Annotated in this window: 7 protein-coding genes, 1 tRNA gene and 4 pseudogenes; 6 read left to right on the forward strand and 6 right to left on the reverse strand. The window is 49.3% G+C overall.

Going from position 1 to position 15,799, the window contains the following annotated elements:
- The first annotated feature begins 235 nt into the window (after positions 1 to 235).
- The 5 genes and pseudogenes from zorA1 to DAI21_RS00030 all read left to right on the forward strand — a co-directional run bounded on the left by zorA1 (position 236) and on the right by DAI21_RS00030 (position 8,574).
- Positions 236 to 2,415: pseudogene (zorA1, locus tag DAI21_RS00010) on the forward strand (type I Zorya anti-phage system protein ZorA1).
- A gap of 12 nt (positions 2,416 to 2,427) precedes the next feature.
- Positions 2,428 to 3,166 (forward strand): annotated as a pseudogene (gene zorB1 / locus DAI21_RS00015) (type I Zorya anti-phage system protein ZorB1).
- Positions 3,163 to 4,822, forward strand: a pseudogene (gene zorC, locus DAI21_RS00020) (type I Zorya anti-phage system protein ZorC). The pseudogenes zorB1 and zorC overlap by 4 nt, the downstream one beginning before the upstream one ends.
- Positions 4,822 to 8,063 (forward strand): annotated as a pseudogene (gene zorD, locus DAI21_RS00025) (type I Zorya anti-phage system protein ZorD). Before zorC ends, zorD begins: the two co-directional pseudogenes overlap by 1 nt.
- A gap of 130 nt (positions 8,064 to 8,193) precedes the next feature.
- The gene (locus DAI21_RS00030; RefSeq protein ID WP_107702198.1) at positions 8,194 to 8,574 is read left to right on the forward strand and encodes a hypothetical protein; all 381 of its coding nucleotides are present in this window, start codon (positions 8,194 to 8,196) and stop codon (positions 8,572 to 8,574) included.
- Positions 8,575 to 9,151: 577 nt separating this feature from the next.
- Here DAI21_RS00030 and DAI21_RS00035 read toward each other — a convergent pair.
- The 5 genes from DAI21_RS00035 to proB all read right to left on the reverse strand — a co-directional run bounded on the left by DAI21_RS00035 (position 9,152) and on the right by proB (position 13,907).
- Complete coding sequence (locus DAI21_RS00035) at positions 9,152 to 10,411, reverse strand: inovirus-type Gp2 protein (protein ID WP_107702199.1); 1,260 nt, start codon at positions 10,409 to 10,411, stop codon at positions 9,152 to 9,154.
- Positions 10,412 to 10,542: 131 nt separating this feature from the next.
- Positions 10,543 to 10,776 (reverse strand): AlpA family transcriptional regulator, encoded by a 234-nt coding sequence (locus DAI21_RS00040; RefSeq protein WP_107702200.1) that lies wholly within the window; start codon positions 10,774 to 10,776, stop codon positions 10,543 to 10,545.
- A gap of 576 nt (positions 10,777 to 11,352) precedes the next feature.
- Positions 11,353 to 11,428: transfer RNA gene (locus tag DAI21_RS00045), tRNA-Thr, on the reverse strand.
- Positions 11,429 to 11,539: 111 nt separating this feature from the next.
- The gene (gene proA / locus DAI21_RS00050) at positions 11,540 to 12,793 is read right to left on the reverse strand and encodes a glutamate-5-semialdehyde dehydrogenase (RefSeq protein ID WP_107702201.1); all 1,254 of its coding nucleotides are present in this window, start codon (positions 12,791 to 12,793) and stop codon (positions 11,540 to 11,542) included.
- 10 nt (positions 12,794 to 12,803) lie between these two features.
- Complete coding sequence (proB, locus tag DAI21_RS00055; RefSeq protein ID WP_100777506.1) at positions 12,804 to 13,907, reverse strand: glutamate 5-kinase; 1,104 nt, start codon at positions 13,905 to 13,907, stop codon at positions 12,804 to 12,806.
- A 306-nt stretch (positions 13,908 to 14,213) separates the two neighbouring features.
- Between proB and phoE the strand changes: the two genes are divergently transcribed.
- Positions 14,214 to 15,266: a phosphoporin PhoE gene (gene phoE, locus DAI21_RS00060; RefSeq protein ID WP_100777507.1), complete on the forward strand. Its 1,053-nt coding sequence runs from the start codon at positions 14,214 to 14,216 to the stop codon at positions 15,264 to 15,266.
- Between the two features lie 76 nt (positions 15,267 to 15,342).
- Here the strand turns inward: phoE and crl are convergent, their stop codons facing one another.
- Positions 15,343 to 15,744, reverse strand: a complete 402-nt coding sequence (crl, locus tag DAI21_RS00065) for a sigma factor-binding protein Crl (protein WP_107702202.1) — start codon at positions 15,742 to 15,744, stop codon at positions 15,343 to 15,345.
- Between the last annotated feature and the right edge of the window lie 55 nt (positions 15,745 to 15,799).

Below are 15,799 nucleotides of genomic sequence, written 5' to 3' on the forward strand. Positions count from 1 at the left end.
ATTTGAGAGGTGAATAATAGGAAACTAAACCGCCGTTCCGTTGGTATGCATTGCCCCTTCGACCTCATGCACGCGTTCATCCTCTGAACCGTCAGGCCTGTCCGGACACTGCGGAACGACATACCAACCTATTGCTGAAGTGAATTACCGAAGTGAATTTTGATTAAAGGTAATCGAAATGTTTGTCGATGGTAATTCTATCGTGTCATTTTTGAAAAATATATCAGGGAAACTTATGTCCTGGCTTAATTCTATTTTAGTGGCGCTGACATCTGTGCAGCCCTTTATGGTGCCTGCAACCGTTATTGGTCTCGTCACTTTTGCTTTTCTCTGCTTTATTCTGTTTTATCTTTTCAGAGCGGTGAAAATTGTTAACGGCCTGAAAAAATATACACAGTCAATTAAAGCATTGAAAAGAATGAGCCAGAGGCGCAACTTCAGCATTTGCAAAACCTGTTCATCCAGCCAGAACTCAAACACGCCTGGAGCGAGTTTGAGGAGTCGTTGCACCTGCAGCGTGAGCTCGTGGGGAGCGAAGAAAAAATCGCGCGGATCCGCGCAACTGCCCCCAGTGCCAGCTACTTCTCCGAAAACAGCTGGTGGATATTCCGCTTAACACTGAATTCTTCAAGCATCTCCCCGGCATTCTGACCGGTGTGGGGATTATCGGCACGTTCTATGGGTTGATGATTGGGCTGAACCATTTTGACCCCAGCACGCCGGAGCAGGTCACCAGTAGCGTCAACAACCTTCTGCACGATGTGTTGTATGCTTTCCTTGGCTCGGCTTTCGCGATTGGTTCTCAATCATAATCACATGGCTAGAGAAATTTTATCTGGCGAAATGCTACAAATACCTGGAACAATTCACCGCAGCTCTTGATTCCCTCTATGACAGCGGCGTGGGTGAGGAGTATCTCGCCTCACTGGTGAAATCAAGCAACGAAAGCGCCACTCAGGCGCGCCACCTGAAAGAGAGCCTGGTTACCGATCTTCGCGACATGCTGCTGCATCTGGCTGAAAGCCAGAAAGTTGAAAATGAACGTCTCGCGAACACATTGAGCAACACCTACCGAATCAGGCGCACAGTTTGCCGACCAGGTGAGCGGCGCAATCGAAAATAGTCTGAAGTCACCGCTGGATAAAATTGCGGGTGCAGTTCAGACCGCCAGCGGCGATCAAAGCGGTATGGTACAGAACATGCTGCAGGATGTGCTGACCGCATTTATGGCTAAGCTCGATACCACCTTTGGCCAGCAGTTTACCAACCTCAACGAAATGATGGGGCAAACCGTTGGCGCGATCCAGACGATGCAAAGCGGCTTCTCCGCTCTGCTGCAGGATATGCGTCAGGTCAGCGACGATTCCCGCCAGGGCAGCGCACAGTTAATTGAACAACTGCTTTCTGAAATGAATCGGGCCAACAGGCCATGCAGGCTGGCATGAATGACATGCTTACCAGCTTACAGTCCTCTGTCGCCAAAATTGGCGCTGAAGGCGAAGGTGCCGGCGAACGCATGGCGCCAGCTTGAGAAAATGTTTGCCGACAGCGAAGCGCGGGAAAAAGCCCAGGCTGAGCATATGTCTGCCTTTATTGAAGCCATTCAGAATTCAGTACAGCAGGGCCAAAGTGCCACAATGGAAAAAATGGCAACTTCTGTCGAAGCACTCGGTGAGCAGTTAGGTAGCTTGTTTGGACAGATTGATAAAGGTCAGCAGCAAATATCAGTAAACCAGCAGGCTAATCAGCAGTCCCTGCACGAACAGACGCAGCAGGTGATGAGTGAAGTAGACGATCAGATCAAACAGTTGATTGAAACCGTTGCCAGCCAGCATCAGGGTACAACTGAAACACTTAACAAACTCGCAGAACAAACCAACCGCCAGATCCAGGATATGCAAAACGGCGCGGACAAAATGCGTGTCGCTGCCGAGCGCTTTGAGCATGCAGCGATAAGGTGTCCGAAGCGAATCACCTCACGGCTGACGTACTGAATAAAGCGCAATCGGCGGGTTCATCGCTTTCGCTTGCCACCAACGAACTCACCTCGGTAGTAGCCGATTACAGAAACAATCGTGAAGCTGTCAGCAAATCCATTGCCATGCTGGAGTTGCTCGCAGCAAATACCCAGTCTGAACAAACCACCGCAGCCAGTTCATCACCGATCTTAAACAGCATGGAGAGCGCTTGCAGAGCTATAACCGCGAAGCGCAGACCTTCATGGAGAATGTCAGTGACGTGCTCGGCAAAGGCTTTGAAGACTTCTCGGAAGGTGTTTCGCGCAGCCTGGATAAAACGCTGGGCAAACTGGACGTCGAAATGGCGAAAGCCTCTAATCTGCTTGCAGGCTCTGTCGAACAGATCGGAGAAAGCGTCAGCGAGCTTGATGACGTTCTGTCTCGCGTGCGTGCCTGAGGGGGTGAGCTGATGTTTGGGAATGCATTTGGCGTTAAAAAGCGCCGCAGTGTGATGAAGCTGAGAAGCCCTTCTGGATCTCTTACGCCGATCTAATGACCGCCATGATGGTGTTTTCTGGTGGTGATGGTCGCGTCGCTGAGCTCCGTTACACAGCGTATTCAACGCGCGGAGCAAGGGAAAAAATCAGGGGGCAGGATATCGCCAGATTATGCGCGTCTGGAGCTGCATGCCCGCAGCGTGAACAAAACCATCGTGGTGGATTGCCACGATAACCGCATCAGCTTTGGGGAAGCGGGTCGTTTCGATCACAACCGTTTTTTCCTGAATGCCGAAGGGCAAAAAGCACTCCAAGATGTCGTTCCGCTGGTGCTGGAGGCCTCTGACAGCGAAGAAGGCAAAAAGTGGTTTAAGCAGATCGTGATTGAAGGGGTTTACCGATACCGACGGCTCCTATCTCTACAATTTACACCTCTCGCTGCAACGTTCCGAATGGGTAATGTGCAGTTTGCTCGATAGCCGTAGCCCTTTGCAAAACAGCATCTCAGCGGAGCAGCAGATCCAAATCCGTAAGCTTTTCCTGGCCGGTGGGTTTCGTTTAATAACGCGAAAGAAAGCAAAGAAGCCAGTCGACGCGTTGAGTTGCGCATGCAGTTTCTTTGGGCTGAAGGATAAACGTGATGGGGCCGAAGAGGTGGATTTTCCTCCCGTCGTTAATAAAGAAGTTTGCCAGCTGGTAATGCCACAATGACGCCCGCGCTGAGTTCTCTTGCAAAACGCATTGGCTAAGCTGTCCTCCAGTCAGCAGGAGGATCATTATCTGCGCAATGATTTTCACGCGCTGGCTTCTGCTGGCCATGAGATGGAAAAGCTTTGATAAAGCAGAAATCCCCACGCCCCCACATGAAATGCGGCTGGCAGCCCTGCGTCGTTTTCGTCTTGCGGAAGAACTGAGTGAACGTGAATGGCGGATGGTGTTTTATGGCCTCGCCGATACCGATCCGCTCTACCCTGACAGTCCAGTATTACTGGAGGATGATACATTTTCCCCATGTCGACAGCGCTATCAAAAAAAGATTGAATCCAGGACACTGAAACGCAAGGACTGGGCAGCACTCTGTTCAAGTTATTTTGCCTATAAACACGAATCCCAGAATAAAACCCGCACTGGTGTGTGCTGCGTGGTCATATCGCCAAGGGTATCCCGTAGTAAAAGCCGCTATCCGCAGAGAAAAGTCGTGGATGAAAACCATTGAGTTTATCACGACATTTTTACGCCTCAAGCTGGCGGTGTGATATCCAGCAGCTCCTTTCGGTGAGAGTAACTCTTTATCATCATTAGAAAAAATAGCGCAAATCCGATAGCAGCTGGTTATGGAAGCGTATTTTCACGGTGTTGCTGGCGCAGCTTGATACTCTGGACGATCCGCAATATCTGGACAAAATCAGTTGCTATTAGGCCTGGCGGCGCAGTGGGTACGTTTTCGCGATGACATCATAACGGCGACGCTGACCCGCTATTACCATTCTACCTATCGCGATCAAGCGCATTCCGCTCTGAACAGGCCGCACTGGAATACTGGGATAACCCGCAGCTGAAAAGCCAACAGAACAAATGGCATCAGTATGTTCTGAACCCGTCGCAGCGATGGTGCGGGGCTGGTTAGCAAAAACAAGACCTGATGCACTTCTTTGAGCTATTACGTGCAATGGCGATGTTGACCAGGCCAGATTGCACTATTGGCTACGCTTCGCGAACCAGATGGGATTTTACCCGTATCGTGATGGACCGGATGCCTGGCAAGATCGTGGCAGCGACTTTGTGAAATTCCGCGAGGAGAATCGTGGGAGATTGAGCCATCTGCGCGGTGGGCGTAGTTTCGATAACGCCATGATCATGCAAATTAACGATTACATTTTCGTTGAATTTTCCGGGACGGGAACGCGATGTATGCCTACCGGGTGGGTCAGGCTCCATTTAACCCGAGTCACACTCATTGGATATTAATATCCAATTAAAAGATAAATACCGTAATGTACTTCGTCTTCCACATACCCCACGAGCCGAAGGGTACAACAAGACCCGAATCACTGGCTGGATGCTGAAATATGACGATGAATTACGTCAGCTGGGTATCCGCTGGATGGCTGAAGAGCCGTCAAATTTGTAGATAACAAAGCGCCCTCACCCGCCTCGGTATCTGACATCAAAATCATCAATCCATTGCGGGATACAGCAATACAGCGCCTGGTTGAAAATACCTCATGCATCGTCAGCGATAACCGACAAAAAGGTGGAGTGCTGTCCGTTCAGCTCAAATCAGCTGACGACACAACAGAAAGAGAGTTGCTTCGACTCGGTTTCGCCCCTGTGACCAAAGAACCGCATCGCTATTGGATCAAATAATGCTGAAACGCCTGTTAAGTAAACTGACGGGAAACCGTCAGCAGATAGAACGCCACCTGAAGAATCAGTACCAGATTGAGGAAAACGGACTCAGTTTTCCACAATCGTTGGTTGATGACTCAGAGCTTTGGGCTCTGGCATCCTGGCTTGAGCAACTGGCTGAAGAAGACTATCTGATATCACTTACAGACCGCTGGTTATTGAGCTGGGATGCTTTGTATCGCCTGGTGGAAGACGAGGAACACTCCAGTAGCCTGCCTCTTATTGGCGTCCCAGAGGTATTACCATTACGTGCAAGCCTGAGTTCGCGAGGGCGCTAAATGATAGTGATTTTCGTGTCTGGATTGCGGAGTGGACTTCGATTTCTGCCCGCCAGTCGATTCGTTTCAGTCGTACCGGCGCTATTTTTACTTATGAAAATCAACAGCACCTGTTATCGCAGGAAAACTGGGCACTCTTACAGGCAATAGAGCAGCTTAGTACCCAGCAACTTCAGACGCCTGGCGAAACCACTAATCAGCTGGGATGGGCCGCTATTCGCAAATGTGCAAAACATGCTGCTGCAAAATTTGATGACTACTTAGAAAAGACGCACGTTATCAAACCGACGTCGTTATCATTACGCCTGCGTAAGGCAACGATTGCTGATACTGCCGTTATCGAGATTGAGCCACACTTCGAGGACCAGCCCACTAACTGGCTCGGCAGTTTTGATAAGAACGCTCAGGTTCACGATAGCTATCGTATACCCGGGGAGAACGGCGAACTCAGCCATGTCATCATCCCTCCCGAAGTAAAAGAAGTCCTGAATTCAATTCACTCAATCCCAGGTCGTCGGGTGGCCGGCAGTGAAGCGCTTTCCTTTGTTCGCAACCCCTATACTTTCCTGGGCGAAGATGCCGCCAGTGTTATTGCCCCCGAGGAACACGAACAAGCACTGTTTGATGCCCATATTTTCTTTCATCACTTTAGGCTTCAACCCCAAATCAATGATGAGAATAAGATAGAGAACATTACGCTAGTGCTGGAACCTGTCTCACCGGTGCCACAACCGGAGGTGTCATTCCTCTTCTCTGCGCCATGGGAACTGGATAAATTTGTTCAGGCCTTAGGGATAAGTGTTGCCGCACAAATGCCAGCAGGATCCTGGCAGGGCTATGAGCTTGAACTGAGCCAATTTACTGAGCAACAATGGCATGATTGCCAGTCGCTGTTGTTGCGTTGGCAACAGGAGGTTGACGGTAAAGAATTTAACGATGTCATGGATCTTGGTAAATATGGCGATCGCGTCATCGGCATCGGTGAATTCGAAAAAATATCTTCTCCCTGGCTAACCAAGGCGCAAAGCGAAAACTGGCTTCCTGATGACATCGATTTCTCCGCATTTTCGGTGGAGACGCTAACGGACTGGCAACCTGAAAACCTGCAACATTTCGATGAACTGCAGGAGAGAATAACCCAGGCCGAAGCGACTGGCGAAACGCATATTATCTCCCCCTGGAATGATACTGAGTTGCCGCTGGATGCCGCGAAAACCTTCAGTAAGAACTGGGAAAAACAGCAAAAGGCAGCACAGGAATCAGAGAATAGTTCTGTTGATATAGCCGCCCGGGCTGTCCTCAAAATTGAACAGAACATTGATGAAGTGTCTTACATCAAACAGCGCCGCGATTCACTTCTCAATGCACGTAACGCTAACCCTGAAATTCCTCTGAGCCTTAAAGAACATATCCGACTCAAAGACCATCAGCGTGAAGGGGTGGCTTGGCTTCAGCAGCTTTTCCTTCGTTCACCTCAGGAAACTGCAGGTTGCCTGCTAGCGGATGATATGGGGCTGGGGAAAACGCTGCAGATCCTGAGCTTCCTGGTCTGGTTCATTGAAAAATTCCCAGACGAGGCACCAAGCCTCATCGTTGCCCCCGTTTCTCTTTTGGATAACTGGGAACGCGAACTCGACAATTTCTTCTACACCTCTGGGATTTCGGTGATGAAATTGTATGGCGACACCATCAAAGCGGTAAAATACCCGAAACAGGCTATTCCTGCTCATCTGCAGTCTCAGGGAATCAAAAATTTGCTAAAACCTGGCTGGCAGGGTAAGGCGAAAATCATTCTGACAACCTACGAAACGCTTCGCGATCAGGAGTTCTCACTGGCCCGCCAGCCATGGTCCATCATGGTCTGCGACGAGGCACAAAAAATAAAGAACCCGGCAGCATTAATCACTCATGCAGCCAATGCGATACAAGCAAGATTCAAAGTGGCATGTACCGGCACGCCTGTCGAAAACACGCTTGTAGACCTCTGGAGCCTCTTTGATTTCGCTCAACCTGGTCTGTTAGGGGCACTCAATGAATTTGGCAAAAACTATGTTCGCCCTATTGAGAACGAAGCGGGTCGTGATACTGCGCGACTTGAAAGCTTACGAGCGCTCATTGAACCCCAGACATTACGTCGAACGAAAGAAGAGGTTGCGCGTGATTTGCCGCAAAAAATCGAAGTCGTCAGCTGTAAGCAGCTGCCGCTTTCTGGTCCTCAAAAGCAACTTTATCTTTCTTCGATAGCGAACTGGCAACAGCAGCAGGCACTTAGTGAGGGAATGCAGCAGGCCGGTGCGGGAATGCTGGGGTTATTACACCGTCTTAAACTCATTTGTGCACATCCGGCAGTTGTTAACCCTGAGCCGCGTTATCAGGAAGGGTCGCCAAAGCTTAACTGGATGTTGAAAACATTGGATGAAATTAAGCACACCAGCAAAGACAAAGTAATTATCTTTACTGAGCTGCGCGATCTCCAGAGAGAAATACAGCGTGCTGTTCAACAGAGATTTGGTTTCCGTCCGGTGATCATCAATGGCGATACCAGTACTAAAAGTCAGAGCCAGAATAGCCGCCAGAGATTGATTGATGATTTCCAGGCCCAACCCGGTTTTGGCGTGATCATTCTCTCCACTGTCGCTGTTGGGTTTGGGGTTAACGTTCAGAAAGCCAACCACGTTATTCATTTCACCCGCTGCTGGAATCCGGCAAAAGAAGATCAGGCAACTGACCGCGCTTACCGTATCGGCCAGACAAAAGATGTGTATGTGTATTATCCGACGGTAATGGACTCTGAAATCACGACGTTTGAAGAAACGCTGGACGAACTGCTTCAGCGTCGCCGGGCATTGGCGAGGGATATGTTATGCTCTGCACCGGATCTAAGCAGCGCTGATTTTGAGGACATTTTAAAAGGGACATGACTTTTTAAATTTTCGACACAAGAGAGATTGTTAGCCGCACACTGGCCGTATTGTAGTGGCTAACATAAACTGATCACAGCTACTCCCGCTAGAATATCTGACTCATTGAAAAGGCTAAACGCAGGAACCCATGGGAAGACTATCTAAGGCATTAATTATATCGCTTATTTATACGGCGATCGTAATTACTCTTAATGCTGTTGCTATCTACTACTTCAAGCTTAACGCCCCTATAACCGTCATAATCACAACTTTTTTGGTGTCATTCAATTTAGTATTCGAATTTTTGGACGCAACAAGGCGATCAGAAAGGAACTTTGCTGAAAGACGCCGGGCAGAGGCTCAGGGGGCATCATTTACGATTATGTGGAATGCCCTTGATGCTGACGCTAAGCAGAATTTTTATAATCAAGTTGATACAGATAGAGAATCCAGTGAGCTGAAGTTTAGATACCAGCGAGCACAAGAAGTTATCCACCATTGGGAAAAAGAGATAGAGCGTCTGCGTTAATCGGACCCACTTCGGCGGGGTGGGCTGCAAGGCACTATCCCCAGTTCTTCCTTTACATGGATAATGTCACAAGACAAACCCCACCTTTCCCGCCACAGCTCATTTGACCCACTCGTGGCTGCTGTGGTTCAGTATCACGTACTACAGGTTCGGCAGCATACGAATAACGGGTGCTCAGGTTCAGACAGCATCCTGCAGATGCCGACTCATTTGGGGCTACACTCTGCAACTAACCTGACATCTTCAAGATTTAATTAATCCCACGGAGTGATCCATTGCACCTTAACGCCGCTGTATATGCAGGATCATTGTCGCCATCTGAAGTAGCGGATCATTTTTCTTTTCCTGGCATCTATTGCTTTAAAATGCATCACAGTGATACGGCAGCTCTTTCGAAATGAAATGATCCGACAACACCATGCTAAGTAATCAATTGATTTTAAATGACTAATAACCAACGAAGCGTTAACCTGTTTGATAAGTCAAAGATAACATTCTGTTTTATAATTATTTTACCAAACAACTTCGTCGTTTGATTTATCGGATATTCTACTCTCCTAAAACCAGTCTTCTTTGCTTAGAGCCATCTACGGAGAACAAACGGATCGATGATCCCTATAAATGGGAAAGCGACCAGATACCGACGGGCAGTGCTCGCATTGAGGTTGTACTTCCGACAATACTCAGTGACTTTCCATCCGTACAGCCAGAAATGGTGGTAATAGTTATCAAAATGACCACGCCAAAATTCACTCATGGGTTTCCTTTGTAACTGCCTTTTAGCGGTTCTATGATGCAATCGGTTATTTTTTAGATAATTATCCAATGTACTATTACTTTGCGCAAACCGATAACGATGCCATGCCCAATGGATGATCTTTAAGCTTTGACCTCCTACTCGTTTAAAATTGGCATATACCCGGCTGGTAGAAAGATGATACTTGTACGCATATTGTGAGAGGCTAAGACCAGTGATAATCACCTCAGCCAAATAATTCCTTCTATGACCTTCCCATAACGGCGAAAGTGGATTCCACCATTTAGTGTGGTCATACAACTCAGAGTGTGCTGGTGGCTGATGGTATATTAGCAGCGAAGCATCACCTGTAAAATAAGCATCCAGATAGCCGGGATACCGATTCATTCCATCGAGTTGATTGACAGTATTTTCCTTTGGTACTAAAGGTAAAGTAGCAATTCTTGTTGTGTTTGTAGCTTTACGTTTAGTCGGTTTAGGCTTTCGCAGGCCACAACCAAACCGCTTGATTCCTTTACCAATAGTTTCTTTTGTACGCTTCTTGCCAAGATAGCTAGTACGCATCAGTAAGTCTCGATGGGAGCTGATATCCTTAACTAAGTAATAACAGTTATCTGGCACCCAGCAGGTCCCCCTATTTGCCTGTTCCCAACACGCCATGACTATCTGATTTACTCTCTTAGAATGCTTTACAACATTGCCGTTTAGCATGAGTAGATAATGGTAATGCTGTGGATCGGACTCAGCCTGTTCACGAACCCAAAAAAAGCTGATAAATGAACGCGGATATTTCTTCCATAAACAGGGAAATACTAAGCTATGAAACCGGCTAATTGCTTTATTATCGGAAGAGTATTCCTTCAAATGAAAATCATAGCGTATAGCGAGAAAGCGACTACTTTGCAAAGAAGCTTGTTCTATCGTCTCAAAAATCCTTTTCAGGATATTCGCATCTTGATCTCGCTCTGCAGGAAGTACTGGCCATAAAACATCACCAAAACAATACTGACCCTGAGGCGGATAATCGAAAGGGCTTTTAGCCGGGCTAATATTATTAAATACCGTAGTTTTATCTTTCATAAAATGGCGTAGGGGTTACTGATATTTAAGGTTTTTATTTTGTCTCAGAATGCATCAAGCTGGGCGATATACGAATGTTATGTTTCATCTTGTTCCATAACCAAGCGAGCAACAGGTTGACCAAACCAGGTTTAGGACATTTCTTTGTTCTTTAATCGTTCAAGCCACTCTTCATAAAGTTTTGCAGGCCAACCAAGCGTTCGTCCACCACGCTTTAGAGGCTCAGGAAAATCGCCACCTTTGACCCAGCGGTATAGCGTTGTACGGCTGCAATTCAGTAATTGCAGCATCATCTCGATACGGATTAAACGTTGCGGCTGATGCAGTGCAATCACTTTCCCAGACGGTGTCATTTTTGCTGCCATAATATCCTCTTAGTTTAAAAAGCGACCACCAAAGGTGCGCACAGCCCCATCACAAAGTGATGCGAGAAAAAGTTAGCTCAATTGGTGGCAGGCAAGCGAAAACATTTGAGTATCAATAGGCTATAGAGATTACTAATAACCTGGATGGATATGTTTTGCTTCGTGATGATTTATACCAGCACCAAACAGACAGGCAAAGAAAAATACTTTATAAAAAGTTAAATAAAATACTCACGTTTCTTATCAACCTTGTGCATACCGTCCATTTATTTCCATTTTTAGCGCATTAATTAAATCGCACCCAATTAATGCTGCAAAAATCAGGGTAACTAACACATCCACGCAAATGTAGGTCAAGGGTCTAAGACAGATGGGTACGGACGAAGCAATCCATCCCCCAACTTTGGGGAGGATGTTTTTTCATCTATCGACATTTTTCCCATGCTGATATCGGGCATCGTTAAAGGCAACAGCTGGAGAAAGCTATATCATGCTAAACAAGTACGCGAGTAAGTACGCGAGAAGAAAATCAGAGAGTTTTACTGAAGAGGTAAGGTTGTAACTGCTTGATTTTCATGGTGCCGATAATAGGAGTCGAACCTACGACCTTCGCATTACGAATGCGCTGCTCTACCAACTGAGCTATATCGGCCCTGAGAGGCCGGTTACGAGTGTAACCACGGGGCAAAAGGTTAAAACTAACGGGGTGATGCGTCAATAGCCTTGCGAATCAAAAGCCTAATTTTGCATCACCCACGTTTATTTACGCACGAATCGTATCATCGCCGAAGCCGATCCACTTGTAGGTGGTCAGCGCTTCCAGCCCCATCGGGCCACGGGCGTGCAGTTTTTGCGTGCTCACTGCCACCTCTGCGCCCAGTCCAAACTGGCCGCCGTCGGTGAAGCGCGTTGAGGCATTCACGTAGACCGCAGAAGAATCCACTTCATTGATAAACCGATCGGCGTTGCGCAGGGTGCGGGTCAGAATCGCGTCAGAGTGCTGCGTGCCGTGGGTGCGAATGTGGGCGATAGCATCGTCCAAATCGGCGACCACTTTCACATTCAGATCCAGTGACAGATATTCGTCGTCATACTGCTGTGCTTTGACCACTTCCACTTTCGCTGGGCCGTCTTTCAACAACGCCAGCGCATTCTCATCTGCATGCAGCGTCACGCCGCTCTCGGCCATCTGCTTGCTCAGCGCAGGTAAGAACGTCTGCGCGATACCCTGATGCACCAGCAGCGTTTCAACGGTGTTGCAGGTACTCGGGCGCTGGGTTTTGGCGTTGACGATAATCTTCAGGGCAGGCGCGATCTCTGCACTATCATCCACCACGATATGACACACGCCAATCCCGCCGGTGATCACCGGAATGGTCGACTGTTCGCGGCACAGCTTGTGCAGGCCCGCGCCACCGCGTGGGATCAGCATGTCGATGTATTTATCCATGCGCAGCATTTCATTCACCAGCGCACGATCCGGACTTTCGATAGCCTGTACCGCACCGGCTGGCAGGCCGCACTCTTCCAGCGCCTGCTGAATGACGTTAACGGTGGCCGCGTTGGTTCGCCACGTCTCTTTACCCCCGCGCAGAATGGCGGCGTTACCGGTTTTCAGGCACAGGGAGGCGACGTCGACGGTCACGTTCGGGCGCGCTTCATAAATCACGCCGATCACACCGAGTGGGACGCGGCGACGCTCGATGCGCAGGCCGCTGTCGAGCAGCCCGCCGTCGATCACCTGCCCCACCGGATCGGCGAGGTTGCAGACCTGGCGCACGTCATCCGCGATGCTTTTAAGACGTGCGGGCGTCAGAGCCAGGCGGTCGAGCATTGCCTCGCTCAGGCCATTGTTACGCGCGTCGGCCAAATCCTGTTCGTTGGCGAGCAGGATCTGCTGAGACTGTGCTTCCAGATAATCAGCGATTTTTTCCAGAACGCGGTTTTTCTCGCGGCTGGAAAGGAGCGCCAGTTTGTAAGAGGCGGCTTTGGCAGCGGCGCCCATTTGTTCCAGCATGATTGGCTCCTTAGCGAATGATCATATCGTCACGATGCACTGCAACCGGGCCGTATTCATAGCCCAGGATGGCGTCGATTTGCTGTGAGTGATGCCCGGCAATGCGGCGCAGCGCGTCGCTGTTGTAGCGGCTGACGCCGTGGGCAATATCGCGACCTTCAAGATTACAGATACGAATCACTTCACCACGGGAGAAGTTACCTGTCACGCTTTTAATTCCTTTTGGAAGCAATGAGCTGCCTCTTTCCAGAATCGCGGCGGTCGCCCCTTCATCGACGGTGATTTCACCGGCTGGCGGTGCGCCAAAAATCCAGCGTTTGCGGTTTTCCAGCGGAGAAGCCTGCGCGTGGAAACGGGTGCCGACGGAAATTCCTTCCATCACGTCGCCAATCACGCCCGGACGGCTGCCCGCTGCGATGATGGTATCGATACCCGCGCGGCAGGCCACGTCGGCGGCCTGCAGCTTGGTGCCCATTCCGCCGGTGCCCAGCCCGGAAACGCTGTCTCCGGCAATCGCACGCAGCGCGTCATCAATGCCGTAAACGTCCTTAATCAGCTGCGCCTGCGGGTTATTGCGCGGGTCGGCGGTAAACAGCCCCTGCTGATCCGTGAGCAGCAGCAGCTTGTCTGCCCCGGCCAGAATCGCCGCCAGCGCAGAGAGATTATCGTTATCGCCGACTTTGATTTCAGCGGTTGCCACCGCATCGTTCTCGTTAATTACCGGAACGATGTTGTTATCCAGCAGCGCACGCAGGGTGTCTCGCGCGTTCAGGAAGCGTTCACGATCTTCCATGTCGGCGCGTGTCAGAAGCATCTGCCCGACGTGAATACCATAGATAGAGAACAGCTGTTCCCACAGTTGAATCAGTCGGCTTTGCCCGACCGCGGCCAGCAGCTGCTTAGAGGCGATGGTGGCGGGGAGTTCGGGGTAGCCAAGATGTTCGCGCCCGGCGGCAATCGCCCCTGACGTGACAATCACAATACGATGACCTGCGGCATGAAGCTGTGCGCACTGGCGGACAAGTTCAACAATGTGGGCGCGATTAAGGCGGCGCGATCCGCCTGTTAAAACACTGGTACCGAGTTTTACCACCAGCGTCTGGCTGTCACTCATGATTCTCTGCCATTCAACAATAAGGGAAAATGATGTCAATCAGACGTTTTAACAGGACTCAGCGCCGTTGCCAACTGCTGGCGCACAAAGCTCGCGACTTTGTTGCGCGGGATCAGGAAGCGTAGCGGCAGATTTTGACAGTTTTATGACTGAAAAATTAAAACTGACTTTTTTAAACATATTCTTACTTTGTCATAAAACGTTCACCCGCAGACGATAAAACCCTTCCTGTTTTTCACGGGGTAATAAGCTGAATCTTATTGCTCAGCGAATATTAGCGCGTTTTATAAAACATCAGGATTGAAAATGAAAAAGAGCACTCTGGCATTAGTGGTAATGGGCGTTGTGGCTTCCGCATCTGTACACGCAGCTGAAGTTTATAATAAGAACGGAAATAAACTGGACGTGTACGGCAAAGTAAAAGCAATGCACTACCTGAGTGATGATGATACCAAAGACGGCGACCAGACGTATGTCCGTTTCGGCTTTAAAGGCGAAACACAAATTAACGATCAGCTGACCGGTTACGGCCGCTGGGAAGCAGAATTCTCCGGCAATAAAGCCGAGAGTGATTCCACGCAAAAAACCCGACTGGCCTTTGCCGGTCTGAAGCTGAAAGATATCGGCTCCTTCGACTACGGTCGTAACCTGGGCGCACTGTATGACGTGGAAGCCTGGACTGATATGTTCCCGGAATTCGGCGGCGACTCGTCGGCACAGACCGATAACTTCATGACCAAACGTGCCACCGGCCTCGCCACCTACCGCAACACCGACTTCTTCGGCGTGATTGATGGCCTGGACATGACCCTGCAGTATCAGGGCAAAAACGAAGGCCGCGATGCGAAAAAACAGAACGGCGACGGCTTCGGCACCTCGTTGACCTATGATTTCGGTGGCAGCGATTTCGCCGTCAGCGGTGCGTACACCAACTCTGACCGTACCAACGCACAGAACCTGCTGGCACGCGGTGAAGGCGAAAAAGCCGAAGCCTGGGCAACCGGTCTGAAATATGACGCCAATGATATCTACCTGGCGGCGATGTATTCTGAAACCCGTAATATGACGCCAATTTCCGGTGGTTTCGCGAATAAAGCGCAGAATTTCGAAGTTGTCGCACAATATCAGTTCGATTTCGGTCTTCGTCCGTCCCTTGGCTATGTCCAGTCAAAAGGCAAGGATATTGAAGGCATCGGCGATGAAGATCTGGTGAAATATATCGACGTCGGCGCGACCTATTATTTCAACAAAAACATGTCTGCGTTTGTTGATTATAAAATCAACCAGATTGATGACGATAATAAACTGGGCGTGAGCAGCGATGATATCGTCGCTCTGGGTATGACCTACCAGTTCTGATATCGATGAATGAAAAAAAACCCGGCGCGAGAGCAGCCGGGTTTTTATTGTCTGTCGCTTTTTTGCGGGAAAGGCGTTAAGCGGAGAGTTTGACCAGCTGGTTAGTAAAATTATCAGCCGGTTCGAGCTTTAAATCTAAGGTCGCCAGCAGATCGCGCGCTCGGTCGTGGAATCCACGCAGCGTTAGCTCCAGGCGGTCGATCACTTCCTGGTCCTTGATAGTTGTCGCTTCCCAGTGGCCATCTTTGTTAAACAGGCCAAAGTGATAGCTATACGTAAAACGCTTCTCTTCCGCGTTCATTTCCATCCACCAGCCCCAGAACTCCCGTTTTTCGGGTGCAGGCTTCACGTTGACGCAAACAGCCAGGCAGTCGAAAAAAAAGCGATTCTCTTCACACTGCTCTTCTCGAATATACGGGCCAAGAGCCATGAACTTCTTAATCAGTCTACTTTTCGGGTGTCCACTCGGTAACGTCATTGCGATCTCCTTTTGTGAAGCCACTGTTTTACCAAACCGTCAAAATTTAGCAATC

This window comes from Lelliottia sp. WB101, from assembly GCF_003051885.1.
Classification (GTDB): Bacteria; Pseudomonadota; Gammaproteobacteria; order Enterobacterales; family Enterobacteriaceae; genus Enterobacter; species Enterobacter nimipressuralis.